The following is a 19,117-nucleotide window of genomic DNA, read 5'->3' on the forward strand; positions in this document are numbered from 1 at the left end:
CGACATGCCTTGGGAAGTAGGCGAACCAAAGTGGGGATACGGAGGACGTTCACTAGGGCTGATTGCCCTTACACCCATTGTTACTGATGTTTGCCAGTAGGAGTCCCAACGTATGTCGATCCAGGTCGAAGACTATTTCGCGCGCGAAACCTTTCAGAAAATGAAGGCGTTCGCCGACAAGCAGGAAACCCCGTTCGTGGTGATCGACACCGCGATGATTGCCCAGGCCTATGACGACCTGCGCGCCGGTTTCGAATTCGCCAAGGTCTACTACGCGGTCAAGGCCAACCCGGCCGTGGAAATCATCGACCTGCTCAAGGAAAAAGGCTCGAGTTTCGATATCGCCTCGATCTACGAGCTGGACAAAGTGCTGAGCCGTGGCGTCAGCGCCGACCACATCAGCTACGGCAACACCATCAAGAAATCCAAGGACATCCGCTACTTCTACGAGAAGGGCGTGCGCCTGTTCGCCACCGACTCCGAAGCCGACCTGCGCAACATCGCCAAGGCGGCACCGGGTGCAAAAGTCTACGTACGTATCCTGACCGAAGGCTCGACCACGGCCGACTGGCCATTGTCGCGCAAATTCGGCTGCCAGACCGACATGGCCATGGACCTGCTGATCCTCGCCCGTGACCTGGGCCTGGTGCCTTACGGCATTTCGTTCCACGTTGGCTCGCAGCAGCGCGACATCAGCGTCTGGGACGCGGCCATCGCCAAGGTCAAAGTGATCTTCGAACGCCTGAAGGAAGAAGACGGCATTCACCTCAAGCTGATCAACATGGGCGGCGGCTTCCCGGCCAACTACATCACCCGCACCAACAGCCTGGAAACCTACGCCGAGGAAATCATCCGCTTCCTGAAAGAAGACTTCGGTGATGACTTGCCGGAAATCATCCTGGAACCGGGCCGTTCGTTGATCGCCAACGCCGGCATTCTGGTCAGTGAAGTAGTACTGGTCGCGCGTAAATCCCGTACCGCGGTAGAGCGTTGGGTGTACACGGATGTGGGCAAATTCTCCGGCCTGATCGAAACCATGGACGAAGCCATCAAGTTCCCGATCTGGACAGAGAAAAAGGGCGAGATGGAAGAAGTGGTCATCGCCGGCCCGACTTGTGACAGCGCCGACATCATGTACGAAAACTACAAGTACGGCCTGCCGCTGAACCTGGCCATCGGTGATCGCCTGTACTGGCTGTCGACCGGTGCGTACACAACCAGCTATAGCGCTGTTGAGTTCAATGGCTTTCCGCCGCTAAAGTCGTTCTACGTGTAAAACCACACGCACAAATCAAAAAGCCCATGACATGTCATGGGCTTTTTTTTAGAGCACTTCGGCCATTTGCACCAATTGCCTGGACATGGCGTCGACTTCACTGAGCGAGTCCGTGATCAACGGCAGCGAAGCCTTGGCACGTGCCATCGTCTGATTGCTGTGATGGGTTTGAAGCGTTCGCCTCGCCTCATCCAGCATGTACACCCACCGGAAACAGAAGTCGCCGAGATTGCTCGCTGCCACACCGGCACGCCGGTGAAGATTGAACAACTGCCCGACATGCGCTCGGGCGAACGCCTGTCGTTGTTCTTCCGAGTACCATTGGCCTGGATCATAGCCCATACCCGGTAGACCAACTCGACCCAAAACGTAGTAGGCCTCGATCTTGGGGATTGGACCGTCGCAACTGCACAGTGGCATCGTCAGCGATTCGATAAAGCGAACAAAAATGCCATGGATCGATTCAGCGAGATTTGTCACTTGCGCTTTGAAATCCGACACAGCATGTTGGCAATAACCCAGCCGAGCATCGAGTTCGCGCAGAACATCAATCACATCAGCACAAGGGGCACTCCCCCAATCGGCAGATCTCACAACTGTGAACTGTTGCGGATCAATCACGGAAATTGGCAATCGTCGATTCTGAGCGACGGAGACAATGGCCTGAAACTCGCTGATAAAACTGCTCATGTCGTGCAGTATCCGAGCGGATGTGTTGCCCAACAAAGGTACGGTGATGCCGATCGCGCCCCAGCATTGTGCGTTGGCGAGCGCGACCTGAATCAATGCCGGAGCATTGGGTGGAGACAACAGGGTATGCCCGGCTCGAGCCATGCCATCGGAAAATCGGTTGATTTCCTCCAGCGCCTTGGGCAACTCTCTCAAAAAATCAACGTATTGTTTTAAGGCAGTAAAATTCTTTTCTGCCAATAAATAATCAAGCATCTGTGGTTTCCTCAAACATGGCAAACCATCAATGGCCAACAGCCAGATATCGTTTGGCTAACCGTGTTAACCGGTGTGTCATGGCACCTCGATTAACACGGATCAATGGCGTGCTCAGCCCAACCTAGATGTTAGGGACTGAAACAGGAGCAATGAATGCAATGAACAAATTCGCTTGCGCTTTGAACGTAGCGCTGCGAACGTCATCATCGGTAAAGGTATCCTTGTCGGTAGCGGCCAGGTACCGTTCAAAAGCGCTAATCACCGGGCTGTAATTCGCTACGTAGATTTTGCGTTGTTCTTCAATCTTGTGAATGGCTTGCAGGTATTTGATCTTGCCGGCCGAGGCACTGGCGACGCCGTCTTGAAGATTGATTTCGTTGTCGAGTGTCGCGATTCTTTCTTGCAGCTTGTCGCTTTCACGAACCATATCCAGAAAACGAATACCTTTGCCGATATCACCGATGGTCTTTTTGAGCTGGTCGATAGCGAACATTACCAACGCGACTTGCGGAGGTGTCAGGCCCAGCGCCACCACCTTATCGACAGTCAGTGAGATATTTTTGCCAAGCTCCTCGATGCCGTTCTTTTCCAGAGTCTCGATAGCCTCGATAACAGGCTTACGCTCTTCCTTGAGAGCTTCCAATTTCCCCCTCAGAACGACGATTTCCGCTTTTGCTTGCACTTCATCACGTTCAAAGTCGGTGATGTAACCCAGCGTCAAACGCATGTCGAACGTATCACTGATTTCTTTCAGGCACTTGCGAACCCGAGTGGCTTGCTGGCCAATCGCGTCTGCAACCTGGTTCAATAGCTGTTGGCGTTCTGCTTTGATATCTTCGATCTCTTGGGCATCGCTTTCCTCTTCGAGCGCTTTCTCGAGTCTGTCCAGACGTCGCAGACTGACCTCTAATTCATTACTGCTTTGAAGCGCCGCCGTCTGCAGGTCCATGGCCCCCTGACCGACGCCTTGGACGAGTCGATTGAAGCGATCAAACAGAGCGGGCAAGTAATCCAGTTTTACCCGCCATACGTGCGCCTGTGTGCGGTGCTCGCTCATTTGTGAATGGCTATCCTTCAAGGTAGCCAGGTCGAGTGCCGGATAGGTTTGCTCACGCGATGCGGTGTATGCCATCGCACGCGATGTTTTTCCGTAATTGCGCTCGTATTCTTCGTCCGCCTCTTTGAAAACCTCAATCAGCTTGTCCGAATCCAATTTAATCTGCTCCCATGGACTAACCACTTCTTCAAACTCAGTCATGAAAATCTTGAGACTCAATGCGTCATTGATACGACCTACCGAGCTCTGAGAGTTCTTGATGCACAGATGCAGAACGCTCCAGACATGCATCAGGTTCTGCGTGGCGATATCGGCGTCGACCGCGACAATCTCCAGACTTTGCAGATCATGCTTGACCCGCGCCAGCGATCCCAGGGTCTGGTTCTTGTTTGTAAGAGTCCGAATGTCCTCTTCTTGTTTGGCGTACAGTTCGTTGCGCCGGGCGCGGATGTTTTCCGCTTCCACTCCCATGTAAATGGCCATCGCCAATCCGACAATATTCATTCCGGCAGCAGCTTTCAGGGCTTCTTGAACAGCGGCCTTATATTCGGTGTTTTTGATGTCGATTTCTTTTGCACGCTCATCGATCTTGGCTTTTAGCTGCTTAATATCATCCGCCAAAGAGCTATTTTCAATCAGACCGACTCTCAGCTTTATACCTGGCAAGATGTGCGCACGCAGATCATAACCAAACAGATCAAGGCCTTTCTTGATTTCTCCAACTGTTCTCAGGTTGGAATCGATTTTTTCAAAAATACGCTTCAGATAATAACCAAGTGTACTGATGGTGTCATCTTCAAGCTCAATACCGGGGAATTTGTCACCCAGCTCAAGCTCAAGTTGCTTCAACTCTTCCAGCGTCTTGATGTTGCGCTTTTCCAAAATTTCGTAGGCTTTTACTTCGCGGTAGACTTCTTTCATCGAAGCGCCATAGATCAACATACTGCCGGCAAAATCCTTGAGACCACGCCCGGTCAGCATGATCCGCTCACGCAGTGGCGACCAGCGTTTGGCATGTTCTCGGGTTATCAAAAAAGTTTTCAGGAAGTCTTCGGGCTTCAGTCCCTGGCCACCATCCTGACCTGCACCAAAGTTCAGATAGTCCCTGACATCTTCCAGGGTATAGGGCAACGCCAGGCCTGCTGCCTCGTATTTGCGTAAATCGATTATTTGTTTTTTAGTCAGCAATAACCCCGAGTCACGGGTGGATCCTTCAAGCATTCCGGCAGAACCGTCAGAAAACAGTTTTGGTGCGTCAATGGCAAACTTTACCACTTCTTCTGGTGTTGCATTTTTTAATGCATCGCCCCACAAAAGATCATTAGACATAATTACTCCATTAATTAGTCAAAAAATAACAGTTCAAAAAAGCAAAGACCAGAACAGCCTTAAACCTCGAACATAGACTATTCAAGAAAACAAAAATCTCAAAATGTTAACTTAATTCAAAATGTATTCACTTAATCAAAAATAGCGAGTCAACATTACAAACCATAAAGAGCCGAATTTAACGATATTTCCAACCAAGCTAAAACTATGCAACACAAACTCTTAAAGAGTTTTTAACAACTGTGACCTTTGTTGATATTCCTCGGCCAACGCCTGAACACGCGGGTCTGTCGCACTCATCAATGTCTGGGCTGCCACCTTCAGAAACGCAAGATTTCCGCCAAGCATCGCGCGGCGATACCATGCCAGACACTCCTCGATCCTAGTCTGCTCAGCCAGGATACCGGCGTAACTGAACTGGCCACGAAAATCCCCGGCTTCAGCGGAGCGGCGATACCACTCGTGCGCGGCCACGGTATCGACCGAACAGCCCGAACCCTCCTCCAGGCACCGCCCTAGCAGGTTCATCGATTTGGCGTGGCCCAGTTCAGCGGCACGGCGATAGAGATTCAGCGCTTGCACCTGATCCTCGATCACCCCGCGTCCGGTAGCTAACAGATTGGCGTAGTTGTACATCGCCCAATCCAGTCCGGCTTCAGCGGCGACACGGTAATGCCTCGCGGCAATCGTCGCATTGGCGGTACAACCCCAACCATGTTCATGACAACGACCGAGCATGTTGCGCGCCATCAGATGCCCACGCCGGGCGGCAATCTCGAACCAGCGCACGGCCAGCGGCTGATCCTGTTCGATACCCTGCCCGTCCAGCAGAATTTGCCCCAGCATGGCCTGAGCATCGACATCACCTTCGCGGGCGACGAGCAGAATCGCCTGTGCTGCCCGTGCAGGGCTTCCGAGGAGCATCGATTTGAGGCTATCGCCGTCGAGGACTTCCTCGCGGCGCAAGCGAAAATCCGCCACTTACACCTCGACCCAGCGGCGCAACAGGTTGTGGTAAGTGCCGGTCAGACGGATCAGCGACGGATGATCCGGCATGTCGTGGGTCAGTTGCTGGATTGCCCCGTCCATCTCGAACAACAGGGCGCGCTGGCTGTCTTCACGCACCAGGCTTTGGGTCCAGAAAAACGCGGCGAGTCGCGTCCCGCGCGTCACTGCGTTGACCTTGTGCAGGCTGGTGCCCGGGTACAGCACCATGTCGCCGGCAGGCAGCTTCACCCGCTGAGTGCCGAAGGTGTCCTGGATTTCCAGCTCGCCGCCGTCGTAATCCTCGGGCTCGCTGAAGAACAGCGTGGCAGACAAATCCGTGCGCACCCGCTCGATGCTGCCTTTGGGCTGACGCACCGCGTTGTCGATATGGAAGTCGAAACTGCCACCGGCGGTGTAACAGTTCACCAACGGTGGAAAGACTTTGTGCGGCAGTGCAGCCGACATGAACAGTGGGTTTTTCCACAGCCGTTCCAGCATCGCTGCGCCGATCTCCTTGGCCAGCGGATGCCCTTCGGGCAGCTGCAAGTTGTGCTTGGCCTTGGCCGACTGGTAGCCGGCAGTGATCTTGCCATCAGCCCAATCGGCTTGTTCCAGAGCTTCGCGGATGCGCTGCACCTCGTCTTTTTCGAACAGGCCGGGAATGTGCAGCAGCATGACAAAGGCACCTGAAAACAAAGGGGTGCCAATGGTATTGATTCTTATTGCCTGTGTAAAACACATCTGACGAATGAGTCAGCAAAAACCGTAAGGTTAAATTGTAAAGAATGTAAATTCAGTGCGAATAGTAATGTTTCGCAATTGTTACGAATACCTGTTTACCCTATATTCCGCGACCTCAAATCCTTGGGGAGGGGAATCCAAATGTCACGTCAACAACCACAAGTACCGGTCAGTTCACCACGTCTGCTCGCATCCGCCATCGGCATGGCGATTACCGCCGGCTCCGCGGGCCACATGGTTTTCGCGGCGGAAAAAGCCGACGAAAAAGCACCGGACAATGTGATTTCCCTGGGCGCCACCGCCATCACCGGCGAAGCCCATGACGAGACGACCTACAACGTCGAGAAAGCCTCCTCGCCCAAGTACACCGCGCCACTGATCGACACGCCACGCTCGGTGACCGTAGTTCCGCAACAAGTCTTGAAAGACACCGGCTCACTCAACTTGCAGGATGCGCTGCGCACCGTTCCGGGCATCACCTTCGGTGCCGGTGAAGGTGGCAACCCGCAGGGCGACCGCCCGTTCATCCGCGGTTTCGACGCCCAGGGCGACACCTACCTGGACGGCGTGCGCGATACCGGTTCCCAGAGCCGCGAGATCTTCGCCGTTGAATCGATCGAAGTCAGCAAAGGCCCGAACTCCGCGATCGGCGGCCGTGGCGCTGCCGGCGGCAGCATCAACCTGGTCAGCAAGAAAGCACACCTGGGCAACTCGCTCGACGGTGGTTTCACCTGGGGTTCCGACCAGACCCAGCGCTACACCTTCGACGGCAACTACCAGTTCACCGACACCGCCGCTGGCCGTCTGAACCTGTTGAGCCACGAGAGCAACGTCGCCGGGCGTGACAGCGTCAACTACGACCGTTGGGGTGTTGCACCGTCCCTGGCCTTCGGCCTGGGCACCGAAACCCGCGTCAACCTCGACTACTACCATCTCGAAAGCAACGACCTGCCGGACTCGGGTATTCCGTACAGCATCCCGACCGCAGGCTCGGCGGCGCGTACCAAGGCCAACCCGGACAAGCCGAATGACGGTGGCGACAGCAGCAACTTCTATGGCCTGGACAACCGCGACTTCCGCAAGACCCGTACCGACACGGCGACCTTCGCCATCGAGCACGACCTGAGCGACTCGCTGACCATCAAGAACACCCTGCGTCACGGCACCAGCATGCAGGATTACATCCTGACCCAGCCGGACGACAGTAAAGGCAACGTCAACAACGGCAGCGTCTGGCGCCGCGCGAACACCCGCGTGAGCAACACCGAGACCACCACCAACCAGACCGACCTGTTTGGCGATGTCTACATCGCCGGGTTCAAGAACAGCTTCTCCACCGGTGTCGAATACACCCACGAGGAAAACGAAAAGTCCTCGTACAACGTCAATACGGACACCACGCCACTGACGCCAACGACACCAAAGAATCCATCAGGCACCAACTGCTCACCGGCACTGATCGGCGCGCCAAGCGGTTTCAACTGCACCTCGCTGTCCAACCCGAACCCGAATGATCCATGGAGCGGCGCCATCTCGCGCAACTACGCAGGCACTGACACCAAGGCCGACACCTACGCACTGTATGTGTTCGACACCCTGACATTGTCCGAGCAGTGGCTGGTGAACATGGGCCTGCGTTACGACCATTTCGATACCAAATACAAAACCTTCGACGGTTCCAGCGTGACCACGTCCAAGGGCGATGACACCAGCGAATTCGTCACCGGACAGTTCGGTGTGGTGTACAAACCAGCGGAAAACGGCAGCATCTATGCCTCCTACGCGACGTCTGCCACTCCGCCGGGCAACACCCTGGGCGACGGTTCGGAAGGCAACCCGTTGGGTGGCACACCGGATCGCAACGGCAACCTGCTCAAAAGCGACATGGAGCCGGAAACCACCAAGAACTACGAAATCGGTACCAAGTGGGATCTGCTGAACGATCGTCTGTCCCTGACCGCCGACATCTTCCGCACCGAGAAAGAAAACGCTCGTGTGCAAACCAACACCACCACGTTTGAAAACGTCGGCAAAACCCGCGTTCAAGGTATCGAATTGTCGGCCAGCGGCAAACTCACCGACAAATGGCAAGTGTTCGCCGGTTACGCCTACATGGACAGCGAGCAAATCGATGGTGGCGACCTGCCAGCAAACAAGATCAACAACGGCAACCAACTGCCTAACACGCCGAAAAACAGCGCCAGCCTGTGGACGACCTATCAGGTCACGCCGAAGCTGACCATCGGTGGCGGTGCGTTCTATGTCGATGACGTGTTCGGCAACGTCGCCAACACCACCATGGTTGATTCCTACGTTCGTTACGACGCGATGGCAGCCTACAAGCTGAGCAAAAACGTCGACCTGCAACTGAACGTGCAGAACCTGACCGACGAAACCTACTACGACAAGGCGTTCTCGACTCACTTCGCCAACCAGGCGGCCGGTCGTACCGCGTTGCTGAGCACCAACTTCCACTTCTGATGGAAATGTGACCGACAACCTACTGTAGGAGCGAGCTTGCTCGCGAGAAACTCGAGAACGACGCGGTGAATCAGGCTTACCGCGTTATCGTTGACGACCATCGCCAGCAAGCTGGCTCCTACAGATATTGGCGGTTGGCCCGGCCCCGTTCATTCACATGAACGGGGCCTTCGTGCGTAAAAAAGAATGCTTCTCGACAACCCCACGGCATAATGCGCGCCGTGATGAATCAAATTGAACGAACAAGGCGAGCGACGTGTTGAAGAAAACCCTGTTCCAGTTGCACTGGTTTTTCGGCATCAGCGCCGGGCTCGTCCTGGCCTTGATGGGCATCACCGGGGCGACGGTGTCGTTCCAGGATGAAATCCTGAACGCACTCAACCCTTCTGTGTTGCAAGTCGAAAAACAGCTCGCCGGCGTGCTGCCGCCTGCCGAACTGGTGGAGCGAATCGAAGCCGCGTCGGGCAAGAAAGTCTCGATGCTCACCGTGGAAACCGACAGCGGCAACGCCGCCAAAGTGTGGTTCACCCCGCCGCCGGGTGAACGCCGCGGCGAGATGCGCTACTTCGATCCGTACACAGGAGAGTTCCTGGGCGACGCCGCTGGCCAGGACTTCTTCGGCCTGATGCTGCAACTGCACCGTTTCCTCGCCATGGGCGACACGGGTCGGCAGATCACCGGTGCATGCACGCTGATCCTGGTGTTCTTCTGCCTGTCCGGCCTGTACCTGCGCTGGCCTCGCCAGTGGAAAAGCTGGCGTGCCTGGCTGACCCTGGACTGGAAGAAAAAGGGCCGCAGCTTCAACTGGGACCTGCATTCGGTGGCCGGGACCTGGTGCCTGGTGTTTTACCTCCTGGCGGCGCTGACCGGGTTGTCCTGGTCCTACGAGTGGTACAACAAGGGCCTGACCCGGTTGCTCTCCGATGCAGCACAGAACGAGCGCGTTCGTGGCGGACGTGGCCCGGCACCGGCAGGTCCGGCACCGACAGCCGATTACGCGGTCATGTGGAGCAGCATCTACAGCACGGCCGGCCCGCAACTCAGTTCCTATAACGTGCGCATGCCGCCAGTGGCCGGCCAACCAGCGACCGTTTACTTCCTGTTGAAAACCTCGCCCCACGACCGTGCACTGAACCAGATCACCCTCGACCCGGCCACGGGCGTGGTCAAACGGGTTGACAGCTACAGCGACAAGAGCCTCAAGGCGCAACTGCTGACCAGTATTTATGCGCTGCACGTCGGCAGTTACTTCGGCATCGTCGGGCGCATCATCCTGACCCTCACCGCGCTGAGCATGCCGCTGTTCTTCGTCACCGGCTGGTTGCTGTACCTGGATCGTCGCCGCAAGAAACGCCAGATCAAGGATGCTCGCCAAGGCCTTGTACAACCGGGCAACGATGCGTCTGCCTGGCTGATCGGTTTCGCCAGCCAGAGCGGGTTTGCCGAGCAGCTGGCCTGGCAGACCGCCGGGCAATTGCAGGCCGCAGGCTTACCCGTGAAGGTGCAACCGCTGGCGGACGTCAGCGAGCAGGACTTGCAGGGCTCGAACAACACACTGTTCGTTGTCAGCACTTTCGGTGACGGCGAAGCGCCGGACAGCGCCAGGGGCTTCGAACGCAAGGTACTGGGCCGTACGCCGAGCCTGGAGTGCCTGAACTACGCGGTCCTCGGCCTCGGCGACCGGCAGTATCAACACTTCTGCGGATTCGCCAAGCGCCTGCACACCTGGCTCGGCGAACACGGCGGCAAGACCTTGTTCGCACCGGTGGAAGTCGACAGCGGTGATCCATACGCCTTGCGCCACTGGCAACAGCAACTGGGCCTGCTGACCGGCCACGCGCCCGTCGACACCTGGCAAGCACCCAGCTACGACAACTGGACCCTGGCCCGTCGTGAATTGCTGAACCCGGACAGCAGCGGATCTCCTGTGTACTTGCTGGGCCTCAGTGCGCCAACCACCAGCAGTTGGCTGGCCGGTGATCTGGTGGAGGTGTTGCCGCGCAATTGCCCGTGGGTCATCGAGCATTTCCTCGATGGCCTGGGGATTCACGGTGCGACCAAGGTGCAGGTCAACGGCCTGGAGGAAACCCTCGAACAGGCCTTGGCCAGCCGCCAACTCCCGGAAAACCGCGCCCATCTGGTCGGCCTGCACGCGCAGGCGCTGGCAGAGGCCCTCGTGCCGCTGGCCATGCGCGAGTACTCCATTGCGTCGATCCCCGCCGATGGCATGCTCGAACTGATCGTGCGCCAGGAAGTGCATGCCGACGGCAACCTCGGCGTCGGTTCCGGCTGGTTGACCGAACACGCGTCGGTGGGCAGTTCCATCAGCCTGCGCGTGCGACGCAACAGTGGTTTCCACCTGCCGGCCCAACCGGTGCCGATGATCCTGCTGGGTAATGGCACGGGGCTGGCTGGCTTGCGCAGCCTGCTCAAGGCACGGATTGCCGAGGGTCAGCAACGTCACTGGCTGCTGTTTGGCGAGCGCAATCGCGAGCACGACTACCTGTGCAGAGAGGAGCTGGAGGAGTGGCTGATCAATGGTGATCTGGAGCGCCTCGACCTGGCGTTTTCCCGTGACCAGGCCGAAAAAATTTACGTACAGGATCGCCTGCGTGAATCTGCAGCCGAGCTCAAGCAGTGGCTGGCCGATGGTGCGGTGATCTATATCTGCGGAAGCCTTCAAGGCATGGCTTCGGGCGTGGACCAGGTGCTCAACGAGGTGTTGGGCGCTGCTGAAGTGGAGCGCCTGATCGAACAGGGCCGCTACCGCCGAGACGTTTACTGATATCCCCTGTTGCCCGGTAGGAGCGAGCTTGCTCGCGATGGCGAACTTACATTCAACACATTTGTTGTCTGTTGGACCGCAATCGCGAGCAAGCTCGCTCCTACAGGGACCCCAACGCAATCAAACGGGTTGTAACTTCTGCTCATACACAGACACCCCATCCAGATCACGCAACACCACGCTCAACTCCCCCGTTTGCCCCTCGATATTCACCTCGCCAAAAAACTGAAACCCGGCAAACGGCGAGATGTTCTGCGCGGGCGGTGCCTTCTCGAACACCACCTCAGGACCAAAGGTTTTATCCAGCGGATTGGGCCCGAAGCTACCGGCATTCAAAGGCCCGGCGACGAACTCCCAGAACGGTTCGAAATCCTGAAACGCCGCTCGATCCGGGTGGTAATGATGGGCTGCGCAGTAATGCACATCCGCGGTCAGGAACAGGAAATTGCGCACCTTCTGCGCCCGCAGAAAACCGAGCAATTCGGCGACTTCCAGTTCGCGCCCCTGGGCCGGGCCGGGGTCACCGTTGGCCACCGCTTCCCACCGCGTGACACCGGGGCTGACTTCACCGTCGGGTACACCGAGGCCGATGGGCATGTCGGCGGCGATCACTTTCCATTGCGCGTTCGAGGCCTGCATTTCGCGCTTGAGCCAGTCCAGTTGCTCACGACCGAGGAACGGCTTGGCCTCGCCCAGATTATCGTCATTGGCCCCGCGATAGCTGCGCATGTCCAGCACGAACACATCGAGCAGCAGCCCGTAACCGAGCTTGCGATAGATCCGCCCGCCGCCATCGGCGCTCTGCAAGCGCATCGGCGCGTATTCGAGCCAGGCCTGGCGTGCGCGATCCACCAGGCTGTGGATATCCTTGCTCTGGTAGCGCGCATCCAGCTGCTTGCCGGGCGACCAGTTGTTCACCACTTCGTGATCGTCCCACTGCCAGATCTGCGGTACTTCGGCGTTGAAACGGCGGATGTTTTCATCCATCAGGTTGTAGCGGTAATTGCCGCGGTACTCATCGAGGGTTTCGGCGACTTTGCTCTTGGCTTCGGTGGTGATGTTGCGCCACACCCGGCCACCTTCCGTGGTGAGCTGCGCCGGGATCGGGCTGTCGGCGTAAATGGTGTCGCCGCTGTGGATAAAGAAATCCGGCAGACGTCGACGCATCGCCTCGTAGATGCGCATGCCGCCAATGTCCGGGTTGATGCCGAAGCCCTGGCCAACGGTGTCGCCACTCCAGACAAAACGCAGGTTGCGCCGGGTCTGCGGCACGCTGCGCAAGTGACCGAACCAGGGTTCGCTGGCAACGCCACTCTGGGCGTCTTCAAACTGCACTCGATAGAAAATCGCCTGGTCGGCGGGCAGCCCTGTGAGCTCGATCCGGGCAGTGAAATCGGTGCGTGCATCGGCCAGGGGCGAGACGAATCGCCGAGGGTTGGGAAACAGGCTGCGGGTGTCCCACTCCACCACCATCCGTGCGGGACGATCGCAGCGGCTCCAGATGATCGCCCGGTCGCCCAGCAGGTCACCGGACTGCACGCCGTCGGTGAGTTGCGGCCGGTCCTTGACCGAAGCGATCACCGCCGGCGCCAGGCCTGGCAACAGCAATCCGGCGCCGACCGCTTGCATGACACGACGGCGCCCGAGGTTGATATCGCTCATGGTGTTCTCCCTGAAAAAGGAAAAACTAAAGCATGGCCGGATGAAGCCGGCATGACATCCCCACCTTGCAGGAGCGAGCCCGCTCGCGAAAAACCCATAGGCGCCGCTGGGCATCTGGTTTGACGCGTTATCGTTCGCGACCATCGCGAGCGAGCTCGCTCCTACAGGAATCGGTGTCAGGCGGTGACGGGTTCGACTGCCAACTCGACAGTCTCCGGCCGCTTGACCAGCGCATACGCCACCGCCGTCAACAGACTCCCCGCCACAATCGCCAGCAAATAAAGCAGTGCATGGTTGATCGCATTCGGGATCGCCAGCACAAACAACCCTCCGTGGGGCGCCATCAATTTGCAGCCGAAATACATCGACAGCGCACCGGTCAGCGCACCGCCGGCGATGCTCGCCGGAATCACCCGCAACGGATCTTTCGCGGCAAACGGAATCGCCCCTTCGGAGATGAAGCACAGCCCCAGCACCAGCGCTGCCTTGCCGGCTTCGCGCTCAGTCTGCGCAAACTTGCGCCGCGCAATGAACGTGGCGATACCCAGGCCAATCGGCGGCACCATGCCCGCGGCCATGGTCGCCGCCATCGGCGCGTAACTCTGCGACGCCAGCAGCCCGACCGAGAACGCATAGGCCGCCTTGTTGATCGGCCCGCCGAGGTCGACGCACATCATCCCACCCAGCAACACACCCAACAGAATCGCGTTGGTGGTGCCCATGCTGTCGAGGAAATGCGTGAGCCCGGCGAGCAAGCCGGCCACCGGTTTGCCGACCACGTAGATCATCACCAGACCGGTGAACAGGCTCGCCAGCAGCGGGATGATCAGGATCGGTTTCAGCGCCTCGAGACTTTGCGGCAAACGCGCATAATGGTTGATCGCCTTGGCCGCATAACCGGCGAGGAAACCGGCAATGATTCCGCCGATGAAACCGGCGCCCAGGGTGCTCGCCAGCAGACCGCCGATCATCCCCGGCGCGAGGCCCGGACGGTCGGCGATGGAATAGGCGATATAGCCTGCCAGCAGCGGCACCATCAGCTTGAATGCGCTGTCGCCACCGATCTGCATCAACGCCGCCGCCAGTGTGCCTTCCTCTTTGAAGGCGGTGATGCCGAACACGAACGACAAGGCGATCATCAGGCCGCCGGCCACCACCATCGGCAACATGAACGACACACCAGTCAGCAGGTGTTTATAGACGCCTGCTTTCTCTGATTTGGCCGGCCCCTTGGCACTGCTCGCAGCGCTTTCCTGCTGGCCTTCGGCCAAGGCCTTTTTCAAGGTCGCTTCCGCTTGCTTGAGGGCAATACCGGTGCCACAACGATAGATTTTCTTGCCGGCGAAACGCTCGGTGGCGACTTCGATATCGGCCGCCAGCAGCACCACATCGGCCTCGGCTATCGCTTGTGCGCTCAATGGATTGCGCGCGCCGACCGAGCCCTGGGTTTCTACCTGCAGGTCATAGCCCAGGCGCCCGGCCGCTTGCTGCAAGGCCTCGGCGGCCATGAACGTGTGAGCTACGCCCGTCGGGCACGCGGTGACAGCCACCAGTCGTGGCGTGTCCTGGGCAACCGCCACAGGTTCGACGACGGTTTGTTCAGCCGCGTAAACCTGAGCGTCCTGCGCACCACGCCGCAGCACGCTATCCACGTCTTGCAGGGCCTGGGCCGGGGTGCTCTGGAACAGCCGCTTGCCGACAAACCGCGACATATCCACGGGTGCGCTGGTTACCAGCAGCACCCACTCGGCCGCTTCGAGGGTGGCTGCCGACAGTTGCTTTTCAGGATGCGCGGCATCGGTGATTTCGACACTGGTGCTCCAGCCCTGACGCTGGGCCGCGGCGTCGAGCAGCCGGGCACACAGCACACTGGTGACCATGCCATTCGGGCAGGCCGTAACGATGGCTAACTTCATGACAAACCCTCTTATTGTTCTGTCAGGGGACGCACGCGCACACCCTGTTCAAGCTGCGCCAGTTGCGCTGCATCGCCAATGCCGAAACCGATCTGGGTCACTGCCATCGCGGCAATCGCCGTGGCGGTGCGCAAGGTCTGCTCCGGCGTATCGGCGCTGAGCAAGCCGTGGAGCATCCCCGCCAGTAACGAATCACCCGCGCCCACCGTGCTGGCGACGCTGACCTTGGGTGGCGTGGCATGCAATGCCGAGCCGACGCTGAACCAGTTCACGCCCTCGGCACCGTGGGAGATCACTACATGCTCGATGCCCTGGGCGTGCAAACGCTCTGCCGCTATGGCCTGAGCGCTGACCGACACGACCTCGCAGCCCAGCACCTCGGCCAGCTCTTCAGTGTTGGGTTTGATGAGCCAGGGTCCCGCTTTCAGTGCTGCACGCAACGCCTCGCCGCTGGTATCGAGGGCGACGTTCAGCCCCAGGTTCTTCAAGCGCACAATCAACGCCTGCAACCACTGTGCGCTGACGCCCAACGGCAAACTGCCGGCGACCACCACCGCATCGTGCCCTGGCGCGATCTGCTCCAGTCGATCCAGCAAGGCTTGCTGCGCCGCCTCGCTGACCTGCGGCCCCGGCCCATTGATGTCGGTGATGCGGCCGTCGCTTTCCGCCAGTTTGATGTTGCTGCGGGTCTCGCCCGGGACACGAATGAAGGCATCGACAAAACCGCGCCGGGCGAACAGCGTTTCAAACGCTTGCAGATTGTCCTCGCCGAGAAAGCCACTGACGGTCAACTGATGCCCGAGGTCCGCCAACACTTGCGCCACGTTGACGCCTTTGCCGGCGGCGTGGGTGTGCATCACATCGCTGCGGTTGACCTGGCCGGCTTCAAGGCGCGGCAACTGGACGGTCAGGTCCAGCGCCGGGTTGAGGGTCAAGGTAAGAATCCGGGCCATTACAGAGCCTCCACTAATGCGCGCACTTCATTGGCACTGCCCACGGCCAGGGCCTGTCGGGCAAGGGTTATAGTCTGAGTGAAGCCCAGTTCGCGAATTCGCGCCTTGACCTCGGCAATGCTGCGCGCCCCGACGCTGAGTTCGTCCACGCCAAGGCCGACCAGTACCGGCACCGCCAGCGGGTCGGCCGCCAGCTCGCCGCACACACCGACCCATTTGCCGTGAGCATGGGCCGCGCGCACGGTGATGTCGATCAGTTGCAGCACCGCCGGATGCAAGCCGTCGGCCTGGGCCGAAAGCGTCGGATGGCCACGGTCGATGGCCAGGGTGTATTGCGTCAGGTCGTTGGTACCGACACTGAAAAAGTCGACCTCCCTGGCCAGCACCGGCGCCAGCAATGCCGCCGACGGCACTTCGATCATGATCCCCAGTTGCAGGTCGGCGACCGGAATTTCCTGGCGCAGGCGTTCGGTCATGTCACGGGCCTGGCGCCACTCGTCAACGCTGCCCACCATCGGGAACATGATCCGCAGCGGCCGGTTGTCGGCCGCCCGCAACAAGGCGCGCAATTGCGCTTCCATGATTTGCGGGCGCTGCAAGGTCAGACGGATACCGCGCACGCCGAGAAACGGGTTTTCTTCTTTCGCGATCGGCCAGTACGGCAGCGGTTTGTCGCCGCCGACATCAAGGGTGCGCACCACCAGCGGCCGCCCGGCCAGACCGTCGAGGACGCGGCGGTACTCGGCTTCCTGGGTTGCCTCGTCGGGCGCTTGCGGGTGGGCCATGAAAATCAGTTCGGTGCGCAACAGGCCAACGCCTTCGGCGCCCTGTTCCACCGCGCCAGCCACGCCGGCGCTTTCACCGAGATTGGCGAACACTTCGACGGCGTGGCCATCGGTGGTCAATGCCGGTTGGTGACGCTGCTCGGCAGCCGCCTTCAAGCGCTGCTCACGGGTATCGCGTTCGGCCATGGCACGCTGCAAGGTCGCCGCGTCAGCGTCCACATGCAGACGACCACGCTGACCATCGAGCAGCAACGGCGTACCCGGTGCCAGTAGCAGCACGCCGGGGCCGGCGCCGACCAGTGCCGGGATGCCCAGCGCCCGGGCAACAATCGCACTGTGCGCCGTAGCGCCCCCTCGGGCGGTGAGAATCCCCGCCACGCGAGCCGGATCGAGACGCGCGACATCGGACGGGCCAACCTCGTCCATCACCAGAATGTAAGGTTGATCCGGTTCGCTCGGGGTGTCGATGCCGCTGAGCTGCATCAACACCCGACGCCCGATGTCGCGCAAGTCGGCTGCGCGCTCGGCGAGCAAGGCATCCTGCAACGCTTCCTGCTGTCGGGCCGCCGCTTCAATCACAGCCATCCACGCCGCCTCGGCGCTTTCACCCTGCTTGAGGCGCGTATCGACCTCATCGGTCAGTTCCGGGTCGTCGAGCATCTCTTGGTGGGTGATGAAGATTTCGCGAATGGCTTTGCTTTTGCTGCGCTCGATCAAACCCTGGATGTCACGGCGTACCTGCGCCAAGGCGTGCTGGAGACGTTCGCGCTCGATGGCGGCAGACTCTCCGCGCAACGGGTAGTCAATGGTTTGCAGCACATGTATATGGGCCGGCCCGATGGCGATCCCCGGCGCGGCGGCAATCGCCTGAACCACGCTGCCCGACACCGGGGCGAGGACCACTTCGTCCATCTCGGCAACGAGTTCGCGCACCTGGCTTACCGGCGGCAGCGGTTCGACTTCCTCACCGAGGCCTTCTTCAATGGCAGCCAACAAGGCCGGCAACGCATCAGCGGCAATGCCTGGCTCGGCGATGAATTCCAGGACCTGCCCTCGACGGGCGCCGAGGCTGAGCAACTTGCTCAAGCTCTTTACCGACACCGCGCTGTCGTGGCCATCGACGATCCGCACGCGGATGTCTCCTTCAAAACTCTTTGCCAATTGCGCGAGGATTTTCGCCGGCCGCGCATGCAAACCGTGGGCGTTGGCCAACGCAATTCGCGCGCTGGGCCAGTCGGCGGGCACTTCACCACCGAGTACTTCGAGGACTTTGCGACTGCTGGTGGCGCGCCCCAATTCATGGCCACGCCCTTCGATCAGCAATGCGCACAGGCGCTCAAGCAGGGCTTGATGGGCCTCACCGAGGCTGGCCAGGCAAAACAGGCCATTGAGCGGCTGACCGAGATAGCGCAGCGGTTTGTCCGGGGTGACGAAGGCCAGGCCGGGGCGCTTCACCGTTTGCTCACTGTGCAGCCACCACAGGCCATCGCCCAACGGCAGCGCTTCAACCTGTTGCAGCACAGCGGAGAAACCATTACTCACGCAGTCGGCCTGGCGCAACAAACGTGCGCCGCGCCAGACCAGCTCTTCGAAATCTTCGGCCGCTACACCGAGGCCGATCATCTGCGCATCCAGCGCCAACTCCTGCGGCGCGCCTTGCAGCAACTTCAGCAATGCCTCGGCGGAACCTGCGCGACGCAGGGCCTGGCCCAGATCAGTCTCGCCGAGCGCGCGGGTCAGCAATTGCAACAGGCGCAGATGCTCATCGGATTTGGCGGCGATACCGATCGCCAGGTAAACGATATGACCGTCACCCCAGTCCACTCCGTCAGGGAACTGCATCAGGCGCACTCCGGTGGTGAACACCAGTTCGCGGGTTTCGGGCGTACCGTGGGGGATGGCAATACCTTGACCGAGAAAGGTCGAGCCCTGGGCTTCCCGCGCCTGCAAACCGGCGAGATACCCCTCGGCAACCAGGCCGTCGGCAACCAGATGCCGGGCCAGCAATTGCAGCGCTGCGGATTTATCCACGGCCGACTGGCCCATGGAAATCTGCTCTACAGTGAGCTCGAGCATGCTTTCTCCTTTTTGGCGACTTGGGGCGCCAGGTATTGTTTTGATTGAGCCAGCCCAGGTGCCTGGTCGTCACTTTTGACGGTTTCACGGCAGAACCGACCAAAGGCACCTATAACGTAGA

At 59.2% G+C, this 19,117-nt stretch carries 11 protein-coding genes; 3 read left to right on the forward strand and 8 right to left on the reverse strand.

What is annotated here, in order from left to right:
- The first annotated feature begins 112 nt into the window (after positions 1 to 112).
- Positions 113 to 1,276: a type III PLP-dependent enzyme gene (locus tag PMI31_RS14225; RefSeq protein WP_008018759.1), complete on the forward strand. Its 1,164-nt coding sequence runs from the start codon at positions 113 to 115 to the stop codon at positions 1,274 to 1,276.
- Positions 1,277 to 1,324: 48 nt separating this feature from the next.
- Here the strand turns inward: PMI31_RS14225 and PMI31_RS14230 are convergent, their stop codons facing one another.
- The 4 genes from PMI31_RS14230 to PMI31_RS14245 form a co-directional block, all read right to left on the reverse strand.
- Entirely contained in the window at positions 1,325 to 2,221 is an 897-nt protein-coding gene (locus PMI31_RS14230; RefSeq protein ID WP_008018760.1) for a hypothetical protein, read from the reverse strand.
- Between the two features lie 124 nt (positions 2,222 to 2,345).
- On the reverse strand, positions 2,346 to 4,610 hold the full coding sequence (locus PMI31_RS14235; protein WP_008018761.1) for an alpha-xenorhabdolysin family binary toxin subunit A: 2,265 nt from the start codon (positions 4,608 to 4,610) through the stop codon (positions 2,346 to 2,348).
- A 222-nt stretch (positions 4,611 to 4,832) separates the two neighbouring features.
- Positions 4,833 to 5,591, reverse strand: a complete 759-nt coding sequence (locus PMI31_RS14240; protein ID WP_008018762.1) for a tetratricopeptide repeat protein — start codon at positions 5,589 to 5,591, stop codon at positions 4,833 to 4,835.
- Positions 5,592 to 6,272 carry a Fe2+-dependent dioxygenase gene (locus PMI31_RS14245; protein WP_008018763.1) on the reverse strand — a complete coding sequence of 227 codons (681 nt, stop codon included), beginning with the start codon at positions 6,270 to 6,272 and terminating at the stop codon, positions 5,592 to 5,594.
- Between the two features lie 207 nt (positions 6,273 to 6,479).
- Here PMI31_RS14245 and PMI31_RS14250 point away from each other — a divergent pair, with 207 nt between their 5' ends.
- Both PMI31_RS14250 and PMI31_RS14255 read left to right on the forward strand, forming a co-directional pair.
- On the forward strand, positions 6,480 to 8,819 hold the full coding sequence (locus PMI31_RS14250; RefSeq protein WP_008018764.1) for a TonB-dependent receptor: 2,340 nt from the start codon (positions 6,480 to 6,482) through the stop codon (positions 8,817 to 8,819).
- Positions 8,820 to 9,075: 256 nt separating this feature from the next.
- Entirely contained in the window at positions 9,076 to 11,604 is a 2,529-nt protein-coding gene (locus PMI31_RS14255) for a PepSY domain-containing protein (protein ID WP_008018765.1), read from the forward strand.
- A gap of 120 nt (positions 11,605 to 11,724) precedes the next feature.
- Here the strand turns inward: PMI31_RS14255 and PMI31_RS14260 are convergent, their stop codons facing one another.
- The 4 genes from PMI31_RS14260 to ptsP all read right to left on the reverse strand — a co-directional run bounded on the left by PMI31_RS14260 (position 11,725) and on the right by ptsP (position 18,996).
- The gene (locus PMI31_RS14260; RefSeq protein ID WP_008018766.1) at positions 11,725 to 13,266 is read right to left on the reverse strand and encodes an alkaline phosphatase D family protein; all 1,542 of its coding nucleotides are present in this window, start codon (positions 13,264 to 13,266) and stop codon (positions 11,725 to 11,727) included.
- Positions 13,267 to 13,442: 176 nt separating this feature from the next.
- Positions 13,443 to 15,182 (reverse strand): PTS fructose-like transporter subunit IIB, encoded by a 1,740-nt coding sequence (locus tag PMI31_RS14265; protein WP_008018767.1) that lies wholly within the window; start codon positions 15,180 to 15,182, stop codon positions 13,443 to 13,445.
- A gap of 11 nt (positions 15,183 to 15,193) precedes the next feature.
- Positions 15,194 to 16,135, reverse strand: coding sequence for a 1-phosphofructokinase (pfkB, locus tag PMI31_RS14270; RefSeq protein WP_008018768.1), 942 nt, complete (start codon positions 16,133 to 16,135; stop codon positions 15,194 to 15,196).
- Positions 16,135 to 18,996, reverse strand: coding sequence for a phosphoenolpyruvate--protein phosphotransferase (gene ptsP / locus PMI31_RS14275; protein WP_008018769.1), 2,862 nt, complete (start codon positions 18,994 to 18,996; stop codon positions 16,135 to 16,137). Before ptsP ends, pfkB begins: the two co-directional genes overlap by 1 nt.
- Positions 18,997 to 19,117: the final 121 nt, after the last annotated feature.

The sequence above is a fragment of the Pseudomonas sp. GM55 genome, assembly GCF_000282395.1.
GTDB lineage: Bacteria > Pseudomonadota > Gammaproteobacteria > Pseudomonadales > Pseudomonadaceae > Aquipseudomonas > Aquipseudomonas fluorescens_CC.